The sequence below is a fragment of the Shinella sp. R2-11 genome (assembly GCF_055330205.1).
The window spans coordinates 24,930-41,150 of the sequence record NZ_JBVAPC010000013.1; the positions used below are offsets into that span (position 1 = coordinate 24,930).

Annotated in this window: 27 protein-coding genes and 1 tRNA gene; 22 read left to right on the top strand and 6 right to left on the bottom strand. The window is 59.1% G+C overall.

The window, feature by feature from the left end:
- The first annotated feature begins 22 nt into the window (after positions 1-22).
- From ACZ1A1_RS23465 to ACZ1A1_RS23510, 10 genes are all read left to right on the top strand, one after another.
- On the top strand, positions 23-211 hold the full coding sequence (locus ACZ1A1_RS23465) for a hypothetical protein (protein ID WP_463621807.1): 189 nt from the start codon (positions 23-25) through the stop codon (positions 209-211).
- Positions 208-666: a DUF2280 domain-containing protein gene (locus ACZ1A1_RS23470; protein ID WP_463621808.1), complete on the top strand. Its 459-nt coding sequence runs from the start codon at positions 208-210 to the stop codon at positions 664-666. Before ACZ1A1_RS23465 ends, ACZ1A1_RS23470 begins: the two co-directional genes overlap by 4 nt.
- Positions 663-1,547: a hypothetical protein gene (locus tag ACZ1A1_RS23475; RefSeq protein WP_463621809.1), complete on the top strand. Its 885-nt coding sequence runs from the start codon at positions 663-665 to the stop codon at positions 1,545-1,547. Before ACZ1A1_RS23470 ends, ACZ1A1_RS23475 begins: the two co-directional genes overlap by 4 nt.
- Positions 1,544-1,804, top strand: a complete 261-nt coding sequence (locus ACZ1A1_RS23480; protein ID WP_463621810.1) for a hypothetical protein — start codon at positions 1,544-1,546, stop codon at positions 1,802-1,804. Before ACZ1A1_RS23475 ends, ACZ1A1_RS23480 begins: the two co-directional genes overlap by 4 nt.
- A 94-nt stretch (positions 1,805-1,898) precedes the next feature.
- The gene (locus ACZ1A1_RS23485; RefSeq protein ID WP_463621811.1) at positions 1,899-2,903 is read left to right on the top strand and encodes a winged helix-turn-helix domain-containing protein; all 1,005 of its coding nucleotides are present in this window, start codon (positions 1,899-1,901) and stop codon (positions 2,901-2,903) included.
- On the top strand, positions 2,896-3,180 hold the full coding sequence (locus tag ACZ1A1_RS23490; RefSeq protein WP_463621812.1) for a hypothetical protein: 285 nt from the start codon (positions 2,896-2,898) through the stop codon (positions 3,178-3,180). Before ACZ1A1_RS23485 ends, ACZ1A1_RS23490 begins: the two co-directional genes overlap by 8 nt.
- Positions 3,181-3,205: 25 nt before the next feature.
- Positions 3,206-3,517, top strand: a complete 312-nt coding sequence (locus tag ACZ1A1_RS23495; protein ID WP_463621813.1) for a hypothetical protein — start codon at positions 3,206-3,208, stop codon at positions 3,515-3,517.
- An 18-nt stretch (positions 3,518-3,535) separates the two neighbouring features.
- Positions 3,536-3,943 carry a hypothetical protein gene (locus ACZ1A1_RS23500; protein ID WP_463621814.1) on the top strand — a complete coding sequence of 136 codons (408 nt, stop codon included), beginning with the start codon at positions 3,536-3,538 and terminating at the stop codon, positions 3,941-3,943.
- Positions 3,940-6,072 (top strand): hypothetical protein, encoded by a 2,133-nt coding sequence (locus ACZ1A1_RS23505; RefSeq protein ID WP_463621816.1) that lies wholly within the window; start codon positions 3,940-3,942, stop codon positions 6,070-6,072. Before ACZ1A1_RS23500 ends, ACZ1A1_RS23505 begins: the two co-directional genes overlap by 4 nt.
- Positions 6,069-6,833, top strand: a complete 765-nt coding sequence (locus ACZ1A1_RS23510) for a hypothetical protein (protein WP_463621817.1) — start codon at positions 6,069-6,071, stop codon at positions 6,831-6,833. The genes ACZ1A1_RS23505 and ACZ1A1_RS23510 overlap by 4 nt, the downstream gene beginning before the upstream one ends.
- Here ACZ1A1_RS23510 and ACZ1A1_RS23515 read toward each other — a convergent pair.
- Positions 6,830-7,234 (bottom strand): hypothetical protein, encoded by a 405-nt coding sequence (locus ACZ1A1_RS23515; protein ID WP_463621818.1) that lies wholly within the window; start codon positions 7,232-7,234, stop codon positions 6,830-6,832. The two genes, ACZ1A1_RS23510 and ACZ1A1_RS23515, sit on opposite strands and share 4 nt — an antisense overlap.
- A gap of 635 nt (positions 7,235-7,869) precedes the next feature.
- Here ACZ1A1_RS23515 and ACZ1A1_RS23520 point away from each other — a divergent pair.
- The 4 genes from ACZ1A1_RS23520 (at position 7,870) to ACZ1A1_RS23535 (ending at position 10,607) form a co-directional block, all read left to right on the top strand.
- Entirely contained in the window at positions 7,870-8,439 is a 570-nt protein-coding gene (locus ACZ1A1_RS23520; RefSeq protein ID WP_463621819.1) for a hypothetical protein, read from the top strand.
- Positions 8,440-8,609: 170 nt separating this feature from the next.
- Positions 8,610-9,062 (top strand): Panacea domain-containing protein, encoded by a 453-nt coding sequence (locus ACZ1A1_RS23525; RefSeq protein WP_463621820.1) that lies wholly within the window; start codon positions 8,610-8,612, stop codon positions 9,060-9,062.
- Positions 9,062-9,625, top strand: coding sequence for a hypothetical protein (locus ACZ1A1_RS23530; RefSeq protein ID WP_463621821.1), 564 nt, complete (start codon positions 9,062-9,064; stop codon positions 9,623-9,625). The genes ACZ1A1_RS23525 and ACZ1A1_RS23530 overlap by 1 nt, the downstream gene beginning before the upstream one ends.
- A 193-nt stretch (positions 9,626-9,818) precedes the next feature.
- The gene (locus ACZ1A1_RS23535; RefSeq protein ID WP_463621823.1) at positions 9,819-10,607 is read left to right on the top strand and encodes a hypothetical protein; all 789 of its coding nucleotides are present in this window, start codon (positions 9,819-9,821) and stop codon (positions 10,605-10,607) included.
- A gap of 35 nt (positions 10,608-10,642) precedes the next feature.
- Here ACZ1A1_RS23535 and ACZ1A1_RS23540 read toward each other — a convergent pair whose 3' ends face one another.
- The 3 genes from ACZ1A1_RS23540 to ACZ1A1_RS23550 all read right to left on the bottom strand — a co-directional run bounded on the left by ACZ1A1_RS23540 (position 10,643) and on the right by ACZ1A1_RS23550 (position 12,701).
- Positions 10,643-11,293, bottom strand: coding sequence for a hypothetical protein (locus ACZ1A1_RS23540; RefSeq protein ID WP_463621824.1), 651 nt, complete (start codon positions 11,291-11,293; stop codon positions 10,643-10,645).
- A gap of 102 nt (positions 11,294-11,395) precedes the next feature.
- A complete protein-coding gene (locus ACZ1A1_RS23545) occupies positions 11,396-12,400 on the bottom strand; it encodes a DUF2971 domain-containing protein (RefSeq protein WP_463621825.1) in 1,005 nt (334 codons plus the stop codon).
- 31 nt (positions 12,401-12,431) lie between these two features.
- Positions 12,432-12,701: a helix-turn-helix transcriptional regulator gene (locus ACZ1A1_RS23550; protein WP_463621826.1), complete on the bottom strand. Its 270-nt coding sequence runs from the start codon at positions 12,699-12,701 to the stop codon at positions 12,432-12,434.
- Positions 12,702-12,801: 100 nt separating this feature from the next.
- On the opposite strand from ACZ1A1_RS23550, the gene ACZ1A1_RS23555 reads away from it, so the two are divergent.
- The 8 genes from ACZ1A1_RS23555 (at position 12,802) to ACZ1A1_RS23590 (ending at position 15,014) form a co-directional block, all read left to right on the top strand.
- Entirely contained in the window at positions 12,802-13,101 is a 300-nt protein-coding gene (locus tag ACZ1A1_RS23555) for a hypothetical protein (RefSeq protein ID WP_463621827.1), read from the top strand.
- Positions 13,101-13,319, top strand: a complete 219-nt coding sequence (locus ACZ1A1_RS23560) for a hypothetical protein (protein WP_463621828.1) — start codon at positions 13,101-13,103, stop codon at positions 13,317-13,319. Before ACZ1A1_RS23555 ends, ACZ1A1_RS23560 begins: the two co-directional genes overlap by 1 nt.
- Positions 13,319-13,687, top strand: a complete 369-nt coding sequence (locus tag ACZ1A1_RS23565; RefSeq protein ID WP_463621829.1) for a hypothetical protein — start codon at positions 13,319-13,321, stop codon at positions 13,685-13,687. Before ACZ1A1_RS23560 ends, ACZ1A1_RS23565 begins: the two co-directional genes overlap by 1 nt.
- On the top strand, positions 13,688-14,128 hold the full coding sequence (locus ACZ1A1_RS23570) for a hypothetical protein (protein ID WP_463621830.1): 441 nt from the start codon (positions 13,688-13,690) through the stop codon (positions 14,126-14,128).
- A 109-nt stretch (positions 14,129-14,237) separates the two neighbouring features.
- Complete coding sequence (locus tag ACZ1A1_RS23575) at positions 14,238-14,513, top strand: hypothetical protein (RefSeq protein WP_463621831.1); 276 nt, start codon at positions 14,238-14,240, stop codon at positions 14,511-14,513.
- Complete coding sequence (locus tag ACZ1A1_RS23580; RefSeq protein WP_463621832.1) at positions 14,510-14,686, top strand: hypothetical protein; 177 nt, start codon at positions 14,510-14,512, stop codon at positions 14,684-14,686. The genes ACZ1A1_RS23575 and ACZ1A1_RS23580 overlap by 4 nt, the downstream gene beginning before the upstream one ends.
- On the top strand, positions 14,683-14,820 hold the full coding sequence (locus ACZ1A1_RS23585; RefSeq protein ID WP_463621833.1) for a hypothetical protein: 138 nt from the start codon (positions 14,683-14,685) through the stop codon (positions 14,818-14,820). Before ACZ1A1_RS23580 ends, ACZ1A1_RS23585 begins: the two co-directional genes overlap by 4 nt.
- Positions 14,817-15,014, top strand: coding sequence for a GcrA family cell cycle regulator (locus ACZ1A1_RS23590; RefSeq protein ID WP_463621834.1), 198 nt, complete (start codon positions 14,817-14,819; stop codon positions 15,012-15,014). Before ACZ1A1_RS23585 ends, ACZ1A1_RS23590 begins: the two co-directional genes overlap by 4 nt.
- Before the next feature lie 10 nt (positions 15,015-15,024).
- On the opposite strand, the gene ACZ1A1_RS23595 is transcribed toward ACZ1A1_RS23590, so the two are convergent.
- Together ACZ1A1_RS23595 and ACZ1A1_RS23600 are read right to left on the bottom strand one after the other, a co-directional pair.
- Positions 15,025-15,768 (bottom strand): hypothetical protein, encoded by a 744-nt coding sequence (locus ACZ1A1_RS23595; RefSeq protein WP_463621835.1) that lies wholly within the window; start codon positions 15,766-15,768, stop codon positions 15,025-15,027.
- Between the two features lie 243 nt (positions 15,769-16,011).
- Positions 16,012-16,088: transfer RNA gene (locus tag ACZ1A1_RS23600), tRNA-Arg, on the bottom strand.
- Positions 16,089-16,221: the final 133 nt, after the last annotated feature.

Below are 16,221 nucleotides of genomic sequence, written 5' to 3' on the forward strand. Positions count from 1 at the left end.
CCGCCAGCGGATGGAGAGCGCCATGCTTGATCACCCGTCCTATCCTGATCCCTTCCTGACGAAATCGGCCCTTTCGAACGGCTTCTATGTGGTCGCAGCCGCTGCCGCGCAGGCAGTTGCGCCGAACGGCCAGTTTTTGCCCGTCAAGCAAGGCCGACCCGATTTATCTGGGGTCATCACGCGAGAGCCCACCCGAGGCAACAGCCCATGAGAAAACCAACCATTTCAAGCGCCGCGAAGAAGTTCATCGTGCAAAGTCTCGCTTGTTTCGACACCCCAAGCGACGTGGCGGCCTCTCTGCGGGCCACACACGGCGTTTCTATCGCTCGGCAGTCCATCGAAGCCTACGACCCCACGAAAGCCGCTGGTGAGCGTCTGTGCCCGAAATGGAGGGCAATCTTTTTCGCTACTCGGGCCGCCTTCATCGCGGAAGTGGGCCGGATCGGCATCACCCATCGCGCCGTGCGCCTGCGAATGCTCCAGCGCATGGCCGACAAAGCCGAGGCGCAAGGCAATACGAAGCTTCTCCTCATGCTGCTGGAACAAGCAGCGAAGGAGATGGGCGGGGCATACACCAGCAGGCGGGAGATTGTCGGCAGCGGCGGAAAGGATTTGCCGGCACGGGCCGCGCCCATCGTGATCTATCAGCAGGGGGCGCGGCTATGACGGTTTATGGTGCGCGCACGATAAAACGCGAACGCCGTACATCGGCCAAGGTCGAGCAACTGGACGGCCAGATTCTCGACGTGCTGCGCGAAGACCATCCGCAATCGGTGCGGCATGTCTTCTACCGGATGACAAACCCGCGCCTCCCCGAGCCGGTGGAGAAGTCCGACCGAGGCTATCGGCATGTTCAGGATCGCATGGTTAAGCTCCGCCGATCCGGCCGCCTGCCGTTCAACTGGGTGACGGACGCCACGCGGCGCGGCTATCACACCCAGACCTTTCGGGGCAGCGATGACTTTCTGCGCCGGATGAAGGCGCTATACCGTGCCGACCTGTGGCAGATGTCGGCCTACTATTGCGAGGTCTGGTGCGAGAGCCGATCCATCGCGGGCGTGATCGAGCAGGATTGCCGGGAGCTTGCCGTGTCGCTGTATCCAGCCGGCGGCTTCTCCAGCATTACGCTCGCCTACGAGGCTGCGCAGGCCATCAACGAATGGTCGGACGGCAAGCCGGTGGTGATCTACTACGTCGGGGATTTCGACCCGGCCGGCGTGCTGATCGATCAGGCGCTTGAACGAGAGCTTCGCGCTCATCTGCGCCCGGATATCGGCCTTCATTTCATCCGGCTCGGCATCACCCTTGAACAGATCGCCCAATATGACCTCCCGACCAAGCCGAGGAAGGAAGGCGACCGCCGCGCGCTGCACGTCGCGGAGACCGTCGAGGCCGAAGCGATGCCGGCGCGGCTCATGCGGGAACTGCTTCGGGCAAACATCGAATCGCTCTTGCCGGAGCATGCGCTGATTGTGGCGAAGGCGGAGGAGGCATCCGCCCGGCAGTATTTCGAGACGCTGGCAAACATCACCGGAGAACAGGCATGAGCCTCAAGACCTCATGGGACGGCCATTTTATGCAGGGCGATTTCCTGTCCTACCTTCATTGGGCGCTCCGCCACGAACCAACGCTTGCCGCCTATCGCGCTGCGACGGGTGACAACTGGCGGCCGCCGGCCAGCCCGAGCGAACGGATGATCGATCAGGCGACAGGGGCCAACCTCGCATTCCTCCAGCGCTTTAGCGATTGGGTGGAGCTGAACGTCTTCGGCCGCCCGCAGGATATGGAAGGGGGCGCGGCGTGACCTTCGGAACCTATCTCCTGACCTGCCTCACGGTTCTCGCCGTCTGCATCCTCCCGGCGCTCGGCCTGGTGTTCACCATCTGGAGGCCGCGCCGATGAATGTTCATGCGTCCAATCTGGACATCGAGAAATTCCGCAAGGTCCATCGCCTCATGACGGGAGGAGCAACCGACGGGGAACGGGCAGCGGCCAAGGCCCGAGCAACCGCGATGGCGCGCAAGGCTGGCATGACGCTGCTCGACGCGGTGTCCAAACTGGACGCGGTGCCGGATGCGAAACCCGCCAATTTCTTCGAGGGCTTAGACGACTGGATGGAGGAGAAGGAGCCGGGATATAAGGCTCGTCGCGCGAAGGAGGCGGCAGACCGTGCGGCCCGGTATGCGGTGGAGCGAGCGGCGATCCTCCAGCAGTTCGGCACCGCCCAGGCTTATTTCGCGTTCACGTCGCGCGAGGCCGCCCTTATCGCAGCAGGGAAGCCCTTTGCGAGGCGGGAGCAATTCGAAGACTGGTATGAGCCCTACCCGCCACGGACATACACCGTCGAGCTTGGCGGCTTTCGCAGCGGCGGCGTGTTCCCGCTCGACCGAACTGCACCAGAAGCCATCGCGGCGATATCAACGGCCTATCCCATTCCTGAGACCCTGCGCGGTGTCATGGAGGAATATCAGGATTGGGAGACGCTTCGCCGTGGCCGTGGTCTTTTCGTGGATGGTGAATACCATCTCGACATGGAAGCAGAGCTTCGGTGCGAAATCCTGCGCGACCTCCTCAACAACCGGCCTGTCGCGTCGTGGGACGATATGCAAGCCCGCTTCGATTGGAAGCTCTTCGAGTGGAAAAGCCAATGGATTGACGATCAGGAGCGGAACGACCCCGACCTTGACCGGCTGGAGGATGATTTCCGCGCTCTGCGCGCGCTCTACGAAAGCGCCACGCCGCATGGCGCTCAATCTGGACACCAGACCACGGCGCAGCGCCGGGCGGCCGTGCTGTCCATGTTGGACGCTCACCCCGAGCTATCGAGCCGGGAAATCGCGCGCAGGGCCGGCGTGAGCCCGCAGACCGTCGCCACCCTGCGCAGGAAGGCAAGCAGTGGATGAGCCGGTGGCATCCCCTGTCTTCATCCGCCCTGCCGAGCGCATCGGGATACGCGAGGCTTGTGATTTCGCAGGGAAGTCGGATCGCACCATCAGGACTTGGTGCCGGCGCTTCGGCATCGGCCGGGTGCCTATGGCTGGCGGCCCCCTCGTCATATCGCTTCCAGCTCTCAACATGGTCATGCAGGACGATCCCGAGGCACTGGAGCTGCTGCGCGCGGGTGATCGGGAAAGTCCCCTTGTTCGCCGGCACTTTGTCGAGACTGGCACGAAAATCTGAGGCGGGCCGCGCCTGGGAAGTTTCCGTGGGTTTCCGCGCGTTGCCGAAGGGGTGCCGCCCCGAGTTCATCCGTGCGATTCTGCATCGAGAAAGGAGAAATCCAATGAACGACAACGAACCCAAAAAGCCAAAGCGCGAAGGCCGGAGCCCGGTCATGCTGCGCGGTGCAACCGTGATGACGAGCTATCGTGACGCCCTTTTCGACGCCTCAAACCGCGCCGGCATGACGCCGAATGAATTCGTGCTCCAGGCGGCGGCCGAAAAGCTGGCTGCAACGGGCCGGAAGTTCTCCGGCATCTTCCACCCCGGCGACCTCAACGACCGCATGATTGGCTGACGCCGCAGGAGGCTTCCCTTGGCACTTTCCGCACTCGGCATAGACCCCGCACACTTCGGCGTCACCGACCCCATGCACGCATGGCGCATCCGCCGGGCGATGCAGGATACACAGAAGCGCGATTCTGCGTTCTTCGCGCGGCATCCCGGCCGCTTCCACCGCGTCCGCAAATCGCAGCCCTTTGAGCTTCCGGGATGGGACGCGAAGACGCACGAAGAATTCCCCATCATGCTCGTCCGACTGGTCAACGAGACGCTTGAGCGGAAGGGCATAAAGGCGCTGCGGGAAGCGTGCCCGGACGAGGAAGAATTCTGCAGGCTGCTTTTCGAGCGCATCAGGGCAGAATTTGGCAAAGGGGGCGGGAAGCTCTCGGCCTTCGCCCATGCCGAAATCCTTGAAACCGTGGGCAAGGAGGTCCGCCGATGACAGACGTGGCAACACTCGGGCTCCGCATCGAGACCTACGACATGGAGAACGCCTCCAACAAGCTGAAAACACTCAGCGGGGCGGCGGCGCGCGCCGAAGCGGCCATGCAGGGCCTCGGCTCGGCCTCCAGCGCACAAGCCGCAATGACCCTCAAGGCGGCGAACGCAACGCGCAGCAAGGCAGAGGCAGCCGTGGCAGCAGCGCGGGCGGAAAGCTCGCAAGCGAATGCGGTCCTAGCCGCGGCGCGGGCGACCGGCACCGCCACGGCAGCGGAAATAGCCTCGCATCGGTCCAAGGCTGCGATGGCGAGCGCGGCACTGGCGGCAGCGAAGGCAGAACGCGACAAAGCCACCGCCGCGCAGCTCGCCGCCCGAACCACGCTCCAATCCGCCACTGCTTCCGAAAGGGCCGCCAAGGCTATGCAGGCCGAAGGGGCGGCGGCCGGCGCGGCGGCATCCAAGGTCGAGTTGATGGCTCGCGCTGCGAACCAGAACGTCGCGGCGATGTCTTCCGCGTCGAGCAAGGCCGGGTATCAGTCGCGGCTCGTCGCGATGCAGCTTAGCCAGGTCGCGCAACAGGCATCCGTCACAGGCGATTGGGTAAGGTCACTGGCGATCCAGCTACCGGACCTGACCTTGGGATTTGGGGCGTTCGGCATCGCGGTAGGCGTAGCGGCCGGCGCGTTGCTGCCGCTCATCGCGAACATGCTCAGTACGTCCTCCGGGGTTCAGGGGCTATCGAACAAGATTGTCCAGTTGGCGGCCGATGCCGCTTCTCTCGACGGCGTGGCCTCTGCGATTTCGGATCTGGAGGGCCTGCAAAAGAAGTATGCCGAGGCAATCGTCAACTCCGGCAAGGCGCAGGCATCGGCAACGTCGCTGATCCTCGCCAACACCGAAAAGGAGTTCAGCGCCAAGAAGTCTCTGTTGGAACTGGAACTAAGGCGGCAACAGGCGTCTATCGCCGTGCAGCGGGCCGAAATGGCATCCGTCGCCAAGAACATTAAAGGCGACATCTCCCAACAGGTGTTTATCAATCCGCGATACGAGGCGGAAGGTTATGCAGACCCTCGCATCGGCCGATTTGTGAATGTCCTCGATGACGACATGGTTGGTCTCGCGAAGACGATGGATGCAATAGAGAAGCATCCTCTCTACGAGAAAATCACTGAAATGCGGGCGCAAATTGCGCTCACCGAGGCGTCCACCTCCACCCTTGAGAATGCCCTGAAAACGACGTTCGGCGGCGGCGTGAAGAATGCCGAAGCGCTCGCCACGGCCTGGGAGAAGGTCAACAAGCAGGGCGAGAAGGCGACCGCCTATGAAAGGGCCTTGCTTTCTATCGGAGAGCAGACGGCAGCGCTGGAGGCGCAGACGAAGGCGCAAGCAGCGCTCAATCCGTTGGTCGAGGACTATGGATTTGCCACGGCGCGGGTGAAGGCGTCCATGGACCTTCTGGCTGCGGCTGAGCGTGACAAAAAGGCAATCACGCCCAGTCTGATCGCGGACATCAATTCGATGGCGACGGCATATGCCAACGCGGTTGTCGCGCAGAACAAGCAAACTGAGGCGACGAAAAAGGCACAAGAAGCCATGGAGTTCGCCAAGTCCACCATGGGCGGCTTTATCAACGACCTGCGCGATGGCCTGCGCAACGGCGAATCCTTCTGGTCCGCGTTCGGGAACGCCGCGATGCGTGTCTTGGACAGGATCACCGACAAGCTCTTGAACGAAGTCCTGGATGCCGTCTTCAAGGTGAGCAGCGCGGGCAGTGGCAGCGGTGGGGGCCTGCTCGGTTTCCTCGGGTCTCTCTTTGGTGGCGGTTCCAGCTTCGCATCCCTGCCGGCCATCGGACCAGTCCCGACGCCCCGGCCCTTCGCTGACGGTGGGCGTGTCTTTGGTGCCGGCACCGGGACTTCGGACAGCATCCTCGCGAGGCTTTCCAACGGGGAATTCGTGGTCAACGCGAAGGCCACGCAAAGGTGGCTCCCGCTGCTGGAAGCGATCAATGACAACACGGCGTCCGCCCGCGCTGCGAACCTCATGGCCTTCTCCGACGGTGGCCTTGCATCCCGCCTTCCCGGTGGCGAGGCCGGCCCGGAGTTCGTCATGGAGAAGAAGGCCGCATGAGCGCGATAGCGGTTGAATTCGTGAGCGGCGGCATCGTCCTTGCCGCTGATGGCGTCTGCTATGACGGTGACGGGGATATCAGAGGCTTCATATCGAAGCTCATCCCCATCGTGGAAATGCACTGCGTCATGGGGTGGACCGGCATAGCTGATTTCGGGTGGGCTCTTCGCCATGAGATGGGCGACGGCTTCCGAGACTTTGACGATCTGGTCGATGGCCTTGCGGAGACCTGTGAAGACGTCCATGCCGAAATGATGGAGAGAGAGGGCATCGAGGATGATGCCCCCTCGGACATGCGCGACGTGAGTGTCGTCATCGCTGGATGGAGCCCCCGGAATAAGCAATACGAGGGATACAGGCTCCTGAGCTATGCAAAGGGCAGCCTGAACATCGACACCGGCGAGCATAGCGTCATAGAGCCTTGGGAATTGCGGCCATTGCCCAGCGTTTGGTGCTCGCATAGCCCGAAAAAGTCGGCGCTGTCCCTGTGCCATCTCGAAGATGGAGATACGGTGCCGGATGGCCGGTGGGCTCCGCTTCTGGTGTGCGCCTGCCGGGCGAGCAGCGGCACCGTCGCTCATGAAGTGACGGGTGAGCCTCAGACCTACAACTGCGGCGGCTTCCTCCAGCTCGCCATTGTCGATGGCAACGGCATCCGGTCATGGATCGCGCACCGCTGGCTTGAAGATGAGATTGGCGGCCCTGTGGACCCGAGCCAAGGTGATGCCGTACCAGCGGCAGCGCTGCTAACCCTCTCCTAGTCGAAGGTCTGCGCTTCGCCCGACTGATAGAGAACCCGCGTCGTGCAAATCGTCCCTTCGATTAGATCCGGTTTCAAGCCGGGTAGGCGCTCAAAGCCTTCATCGGCATCGACCCGGAAATGATGGTATCCGCGGACCTTTGGGATTTGCACGTCGTCGATAGGGAAACTGAGCGTGCCAATTTCGACGCCGAGCTTGTCCCGAATCTGAGCCGTCACATGGGCCATCCGAATGATTTCGTCAGTCCGGTTTACGAAATCCAGCCTGCCAACCACCTTGCTCCCGCGCAGCTCTGCGAATGCCGTGTTGAACTGGAAAACATCGGGAGAGCCCACCTTGCATTCCTGAGCCGAGGCAGCGCCGGCAGAGAGCATCAATAGGCCCAGGATCATCAACCGCATGCTCATTCCTCCCCTTGCGCCACAGCGGCGCGTGCCGAAGCATAGCGTTCCCCCAACTTGAAAAACAATCAACGAATTCAAATTCGGCAGCTGCCAGCGCCCGATTTAAGTGAAGTCATCACGCGAGGCAGGGCGTCTAAAGTGGACAAAAGTGGACAACGGATAGGCCGCTTTGCAGGTGCCGTTTGAAAAACAATCAATCGGATATCAAACCGGCACCGGACTAAAGCAAAAGCAAAGCATTCTAAAGCCTGCCGACGCCTTTCCGGGGCGCTACGAATGTTCTCATTTGTGCTCATATGCACCGGCCTTATGGCAGGGTCAGAACGTCAACAAATGTCAACATTTCGAGGTATGAGCAGGAGAGGAAATGAGGGGCTTCACGGTGAGCGCCGTACCTTTGAATTTAATCAAAGGAAATCAATGCGAAACAGTAGCCGGGCTACAGCAAAATGACAGCAAATGAAAGCATCCCGGCCTTTTTTCCCGCCCTCCTCTGCGTCGATGGCGACCTTCCATCGGCACCTCCGCCTTCGAGTGGGCACAGCTAGGTCATGACGCAACTTGACGTTATCGATGCAGACCATGCATCTTCGCTGAATGCGGGTATGTCTTGAGGAGCCATGGAGGGTGAATTGACTATCGGCCTGCCAAAACACCATATCGCGCTGACCGAAGAGGAAACGGCTCTGGTCGCCAAGATCGATCTGCGGCTTGATCATGGGCACCATGAAGACGGCCACGCGATCTACCTAGCGAACTTTGAGCCGATCATGGCGCTGCTGAAATCGCTGACGGAGAGATCAGCCATCCCCGCACAACGGCTCGCGTATTGGACTGACCCGAAGTACCAGGCCGGGCGGGTGAAAGGCTCATACAGAGATGTCTTCGCTCGCAACGGGTCGAGCGGCCGCGAGGCATATACGCATCCTCACTTTCTCCCTTTCCTGCGCTATTTCCTGTTCGGTGCCGATTTGCCGCCGGCGGCCATAGAGGAGTTCGAGGCCCAGATAGGAGATCCGCGCTGGTTCAGCGGGAGCGATATCCTCGGTCTCACGAAACGGACTCGGGCAATCGTGCGAAAGTACGGATTGCGCAGCTATAACGACGCGGATGAGTTCCAGAAGCTCGCTATCGACAACGGGCTTAGCCACTACAATGCCGCGTCGGTTCGCAAATCTGCTATCGAAGGCGCACGTCGCTGACAGTACCAATGCCTATCAGCGGACACTCGTATTTCATTGCTCGGCACGTTGTCGCACCGCTTTACACTCCACTCGGAAATCACATATAGATTGGTGTATACTGAACATCGCAGGAACACGCTTGCGTGTCTGAGGGTTCTGCCACGGTGCGGAAGGTATGGAGATTCAACATGTCCGCTAGAGACGTCGCTGAATACATCTTGCGCTCGCGCGGCGAAATGACCGCGATGAAGCTGCAAAAGCTGGTTTATTATGCCCAGGCGTGGTCCCTGGTATGGGATGAGCGCGCTCTCTTCAACGATCGGATCGAGGCGTGGGCGAACGGTCCCGTATGCCGGTCGCTCTACGCCGACCACTACCGCCAGTTCATCGTATCCCCTGGCAAGCTCATGACCGTGGAGCCGAATCTGGACGCGCAGGCTCGATCGACGATCGACGCTGTTCTCGATTTCTACGGTGACAAGTCAGCGCAGTGGCTGAGCGACCTCACGCATCTAGAAGCGCCGTGGGTCAACGCGCGAAACAGGGCAGGCGTGGCCGATGGCGCTGCCTCCACCGAGGAAATTACTCTTGCCGAGATGCACGAGTATTACTCCGGTCTACAGGCGCCCACTTCGAACTAATGAGCAAACGAGAGGCTCGCATCGAACGAAAGCTGGAAAAGCTTGTTCGCGAGCAAGAGAAGAACGCGCGCCTCGTTGCGAAGGTCGAATCTGACACTGAACCCAGAATAGCCGTTCAGCCCATATCACCGCATGCGCCGCGAGCGGAACAAGATCCCGGCAGCATCATGAAAATGCGGATGGAGTACCGCATTCATGAACATGCGGACCGAATTGGCTCATGGTCTTGGGGCCAAGTCCGCGACTGGTGCGATACAAGCGCCTATGGTCCCGAGAACGCATGCATGATCAGGGCAACCATGATCGAAATGAGCGGCCTGTACTGGCACGAGATAATCGCACAGATGACCGGCGGCAAAGACCGGCATAAGAAGCATCATTCTCAGAGCTTTGACAGCCTCTGTCCCGAAGCTCAAGACCGCTGGATCGAGATTGATCGCGACGAGGACGAGCTATTTCGCTTCCGGACCGGAGGGAAGCAGCGCATCTGGGGATTTCGAACAGGGCACGTCTTCAATGTCGTTTGGTGGGATGCTGAACATCAAATTTACCCCGTCGACTGACACAGCCATCCTATCAGGCTAATCTCAGCGTCCACACGATGCACAGGGCGCTCGTTGCCTCCGTCCGGAAAGCGGCCATTCAAGAAGGGTGTCGCTAATAGCATGAAGGCCTTCTATCGCTGGCAGCAGTCGATTGCTTGCTTCTTTCCTTTCGCGTTTGATGGTTCCGGGCGAATAAAGGAGATGAAGGGAAATGGCATCTTACTTCTCAGCAGAGACCATCACGGAACTAAACGACGCCGCTGGGAAGGTGCTCGGAAAGGCGAACAAGCTGAAAGAGAGCTATGTGCTCCACCCTTTTGAGAAGGCGAAAGCTCGAGAGTATGCTGTGACCGGTTTCGCTCGACGTGTAGACAGCTTAGCGCATTGCATCGACGCTGTTTACCGAGACCTGCCACCTGAGCTTGAGGGGATACCCGATAAGGATGCCCTGCTCAGAGCCTCTGTCTATATCCAGGCATTTGTCATAAACGTAGCCGGTTGCTGTGATAATTTAGCGTGGGCGTGGTCATTCGAGGTCGATGCGGTACAGCAAGACGGCACACCTCTTCTCCAGAAGCAAATCGGGCTTACGTCGGAACATGCCCATCTTTGGCGCACGCTTCCTGGCGAGTTGCGTAAGCTTCTTAGCAAACGGCGCCCTTGGTTCAAACATATCAAGAATTTCAGGGACTCGCTCGCGCACCGCATCCCGCTGTACATTCCTCCATATACAGTCTCACCTGAAGCCAAAGATGAATACCACCGATTTGAAAGCGAGAGCTGGGAAGCCCTCAAGGCCGGCGACTTGGCCCTTCATGAGGCGCTTTTGGAACAACAGGATCAACTCAAGCGGTTTCTTCCATTCATCGTCCATTCTTACGACGAAAGCTCACCTACAGCCGTTTTCCATGCTCAACTACTCGCGGATTTTCACACGGTCGAGGAGTTAGGAAAAGAGTTTTTGCATGCATTCAATATGTTACAATCGGATCAAACATAAATAAGAGGAAACATGATCCTCAATCGCTTCGCCTGCTAGCCATTGGTGAAATCGTCAAGCCGGATCATCGGGCGAGGGCGGTGCGGCAGCCGCTCAATCACTTGAATGGCCTGGTGCGCCAACAGTCGCCTATCCACCAGGTACTCATATTCGCCGCTTTCAGGGTTGAGGTCGTGAATGCTGGCAACGATAGCCGCCTTCGGGACTTCTGCCTTCAACAGCACGGCACCGTTGCTGTAGTCTCGGGCGGCATCCATTGCGAATGACCTCGCCGCCGATTCGGATGATGACCAACACAAGCCGTAGGTTCGTCGGCGCCTATTGCTCGCCCCCTCACCGCGGTACAAAGTCATGCCTTGCCCCTCATAGGGAGGCAGCAGCTTCCGAAGGCAATCCGCCAATAGCAGATCGTCATTGAGGCCATTGCGGATCATGCTGCCATGAAGTGACCAGATGCCTCCCATTTCAGCCCTGAACGACACGGCCGGATTGGCGTGCCGGCGAATAGCGAGGAACGTGGAACGCCAGGCATTCGAGTAGTATAGCCCTTCAATCGCGTCTGAGAATGCATATGCATCTGCGCTGGCAAGTGCCGCCAAGACTGCTTCTTTAGCGTCTCGATCGCGCTCCTGGTCCTCCACAATGGATTTTTGGAAGGCTTCGATCACCTCGCGGTCGCTGCTCATAGAAGCTCCATCCGAGCGCGTGGGCTCATTCTTTCCTCAGTTGCAGGCGTGCGCGCGTTCAAGTCTTCCTGGCCAAACTAGGCGGCTTGACGTCGAAGGGGCCTACGCCTCCATGCGCAAAGGAATTTTTGAGATGCGTATCTTACTTTCTGCGTTCGGAACACCAGCGACCTCCATAGCGGACTGAATAGCCTCTGCAACCACGAAAGGATAGTTCGTCGGCCCTATGATCACCTCACGTAACAGATTTGGTACCGTGATACCCCGACCAGCGAAGGGACCATCTGGGCGAAGCGACAGCTTCGTCACAATCTGAGGGATGCCCCTAATCTTTTCCACCGAGTACCGCAGGCCATCTTCAGGGTCGACATTTCGGGTGTGCATCACTCGCCACTCTTGCTCTTCACTAAAGCCGTGATGTTTTGAGGCAGTTGCTATTCGTCGAAGCATTGATGCGAGATACCAAGCGACTGTTTCCCGCGGCTGGGTTGCTATGAAGGGAATGTTTTGCTCTAGGCCAGACGCCACAGCGTGCAGCCTCGCTTGGAGTTGATCCTCGTCGTCATAAATGACTGGAACACTAAAGAAGCTTGGGTTCTCAACGAGTTCAGTGAAGGGCGCCGGGTCTAGAACCAGCGCCACCCCTGCATAGTTACCCGTGTACGCTCTCCACATCGAAAGGCGGCCATTTGTTTCCTTAGTCTGATCGTGAACAGATAGGCAGGTTACATGCGTTCGATGGATGAGATTCCAGATTGTCCCTTCAAACGCGTTAAAGACCTCTGCAGAAATTCCACTATGTGCCTGGTCTAACACTCGTCCAATTCGCCTCAAAGCTGGTTCTATAGCCGTGCCCTGGCCGGTCTCCATCGCCTTTCGAATCATGGCGTGGCCGTGCTGAATCTCGGCAAAATCGTTCATGACTCTCGTGTTCCTGAGCCAGACCTCACCTCCCAGAATATTTATGGCGTTCTCCGCCGTCGTGTAGTGCGCGAGAGTTTGGTTCTCGAAAAACTGCTTTCGAAGCGCGTCGTTCTCAGTCCCGAAAAATAGCCCGCGAAGCATACTTTCAGCGTCAAACCAGCTACCGATATCCGCATCATTCATTGAGGCCTCCCCACGAAAAGCCGTTAAGCGCCTAACGCTCCTGCACGTTGCCGCCTGATTTCGGCTTCGAGAGCCTGACACCGGCACCGCCCCCGTTCTCGGGGATGAAGGTGATGCCCGCCCCCTCTAACGCCTGCTGCACCTTGGTCACGGTATCGAGGCCGCTGACCAGCGTTTCGTTCCCTCGGGATTCCATCGCGCGGATCGTGTTGACGTTCACGCCAGCCAGTTCGGCAAGCTGCTGCTGGTTCAGGTCTGTGAGCGCGCGGGCAGCTTTGATTTGGTTTCCGGTCTTGAGCATTGGTTTTTTTACCTAGTGGAGTATTTACATTAACTAACCACTATGCTAGTTAAAAAACACACTACAACGGTTCCCAAAATCTAGCAATTGGTGGAAGCAAATGTTCAACCGCTCGCAGATCATGAAAGCCGCCTGGGCCCAGTATCGCAGCGCCAAGGCATATGTCGCCAGCAACCCCTATCTGCGCGGCACCGTCGTCCGCTTCGGTGACTGCCTCAAGGACGAATGGAAGCATGCCAAGGCGCAAGCCGCCAAGGCAAAGCGCGATGCCGCCATGGTTGTTCGCATCGACGCCCTCAAGGCCGAAATCCTCGTCCTCGACTGCAAGCCCTTCGGCATGCGGATCGGTGCCGAGCGCGCTGCCCTCTCCGCCGAACTAGCAACCTTGGAGGCCGCATAATGTCGAGCCCGCTCCTCACGAAAGCCGTGAAAGACGCCACCACCGCGCAGAAGCGTATCCAGCGCGTGGCCGACCTTCTGGCCGGTCTCATGAAGGACATGCACGGCGGCGACTGGCGTGTCTCGATCAACCATGAATGCGATGCGGCGCTGATCGTCGTGGCTCCGCGCTCGGCGCGCGGCCAGACGCCTATCGTTCCCAAGCCGGAGATTGCGTGATGAACGATACGGACCTTCTCCGCCTCGGCGCTGAATTCGCCGCCGTCATGGCCGATTACCGCGCCGCGCAGTCTCAGCTTGCCGCGCTCCAGCATGAGGCCGACCGCACCGCATCGGATGCCGGCTTGGCTTATGGCTCTTCGGCATGGTCCGAGCATCGTTTCGCCGTCACCGGCCGCACGGTCCATCACGTCAATGAGCTTTACGAGAAGCTGGAGGATCTGGCGCAGGCAATCGCACCGATCCGCCCCGCCTGCTTCGCCGGCCTGCTGATCAAGGCCCGCGCTCACCAGTTCGCCGGCAACCCCGGCGCAATCATCCCCGAGATTGAAGCTCTGGCGCAGGCCAGCACGCAGGAGGCCGCATAGATGCAAACGACAAGACGCAGCTTCCTCGGCGGCTTGGCCGCTGCATCCCTTCCAGCCGGGGCAATCGCCGCCTCTTCCGCGATCCCGACGGCACAGTCCGCGCAGGAGCGTTTCGAATATCACCTCGATGCGATGAAGAAGGCCGCCGAAGAACTCGACCCGCTCATTGGCTTCTGGCACGTCTCGCCACTCGAAGATGATGGCGCGCGCTGCGCACTGCTGGTCTCAGCGTTCCGCGTCACAGGTCGATATGAAGGCGATGGTATCTATGACGGTGCTGAGGAACTGTGGAACGGCAACCGGATCAAGTACCGGATAACGCTCCTTCCCGACCGCATTGATGACGAGCGCCTATTCAGGGTGACAACGCTCGACGGCTCCGAACGGCTGCAGTTGCTTGAAAGCCGGCTCGAAACCTTCATCGGCCGCCGCCTCGCCTAGGCGCGCCCAGCACCTCAACCGAACATTGAGACCACGATGCCGAGCGAAGCAACGCGGCATTGGCTCAGTACCAAACCATGCTCCCAGCATCCTTGAGAAGGGTATGAGAATGACCAACACGGACAACCGATCGGCAGCACAGGCCGCAGCAAGCCAGTTCGGACATCTGCCCGGTGCCAATCAGCGTGACGACCTGGTGACGAAAATCGCCAACCTCGGTTCCCTTTTCACGGTTTGCGCCCTCGCCGTGAATGACGCTGAGAACTGGAGCGACGACGTTGCCGCCCGCGTTCGGCAGGAAATCAGATGCGTCTTGGAATGGGGCGCGCTGCTTACGGGCGATGTCCAGATTGAAGTCGAACGGAAATTGGAGGAGCTGCCATGAGCAGCCCCGCCATCTACCGCTTTCGCCGCCGGGAGATCGAACGCCGCATCGAGGAGTTTATAGCGCTCCTCGACCTGTTGGACGGCGACCCCGACCTTGAAGATGACGAGATCGAGGACATTCACGTCTATGCGCCGGCCTCCCAGCTTTTGGCTGAGGAGGCTCGGAAATGAAAATCCTTGCCCTCATGTTCGCAATCCTCCTCTTGAAAGCCGCCAAGGGCATTGCTTGGGCCGGCGAACTCGTGGCCGATTGCGGGGTATGGATCATCGACCAGTGCGACCCGAAGAACCGGAGGCGCACATGAGCGCGGCCCCTGCGATGCACGCCGCCCCGGTGCCGCGCCGCCTGGCCGATCTGGAGCGGCACGCCTGCCGTTGGCCGGTGAACGATGCCAGCCCTTCCGAGCTGCACCTGTTCTGCGGTGAGAAGGCCGAGGCGACCAAGCCCTATTGCACGCGGCATTGCCGGCTCGCTTACCGTGGACGGCCGAACGATTGACGTGTCGGAATTAGTCAGGGACCTTGGCGGCGCCCTGCCTGACCGTGAAATTGAATGAGGGGGCCATATTCACCAGAATCGCTGCGAGGTTCATCAGTGAAACTGAAACGCAGAAGAGTATGGAGAGCCAATTGGCTGAAAAGCTCTTCCAGACCGCGTATCCGATTACCGAGAGGTGGAGCAGGACCACGCTAAGCATCGCTATTCCCAGCAAAAACGAAAGGCTTGCATAGAAGGCTCTGTACCCGAGACCCGCGTCAAAAAAATCCTCACCGAAGATATTCATCTTTCCACGGAATAGTTTCAGATAGAGCTCGGTTGAGGTGTGAGCTGCCGATAAGAACTCCGGGTCTATCCCTTTCCTCGCAGCAAGGCGATTTGTAAACTGCTCGCAAATCGCCTGATAAGCCTGAGCGTTCATAAATGCCAACGAAAGAACCATAAAGCTGAATGACGCAAATATGGTCATAACCTCTGTCGCGGCAGGAAGGTCCTGGATCCCGATGGATGTTCCGGGGATGGTGACGTTCTTGCCGAAAAGCAGGAGAGCCAATAGGCCGTCACTCAGGAGAGCCGTCTTTATCAGAGCCTCCTGCTTTGCCAGCGTCCGGCTGTGCATCTCCAAATACTTTTGATGGAGCGCATCGGTGAAGATGCTGCCATCCTCATCCAGCATCATTTCACGTTCAAACGTCATCCTTAGTCGAACGTTAGGAGACAGTTTGAGATTGAGGCTACCTTCGGGTGCTGTCATTCGTTCATTGCCTTAAGCTCGCTCCGCCTGCCCGCCGGCTTTAACGAGCGTGAGGCGGCTCCCGCTCGCACGATATGACTGAAATTGGTTTTCCGCTACGGCAGCAAGATATCCGGCTGGAACCATCCAGCATGTTCCAGCAAGATTTATCACCTTCCGGTGCGAATTGGGGGAAGCGATGGGGGAAGGCTAAACATTCCGCCCCAAAAATCGCAACAAAGACAGCAGCTTAGCGAGGAGAAATGGCGCACCCGAAGAGATTCGAACTCCTGACCCCCAGATTCGTAGTCTGGTGCTCTATCCAGCTGAGCTACGGGTGCGCTGGCAGTGGCGGGTCGTTGTGCCCGGCTGCGAGGCGGTTCTCTAAAGGGTGCTTGGGCTTATTGCAAGCGCCTTTCGGAGAAAAAATGTACTTTTTTCATCGCGCCGTCCTGTCGCGACGCAAATCGCCCG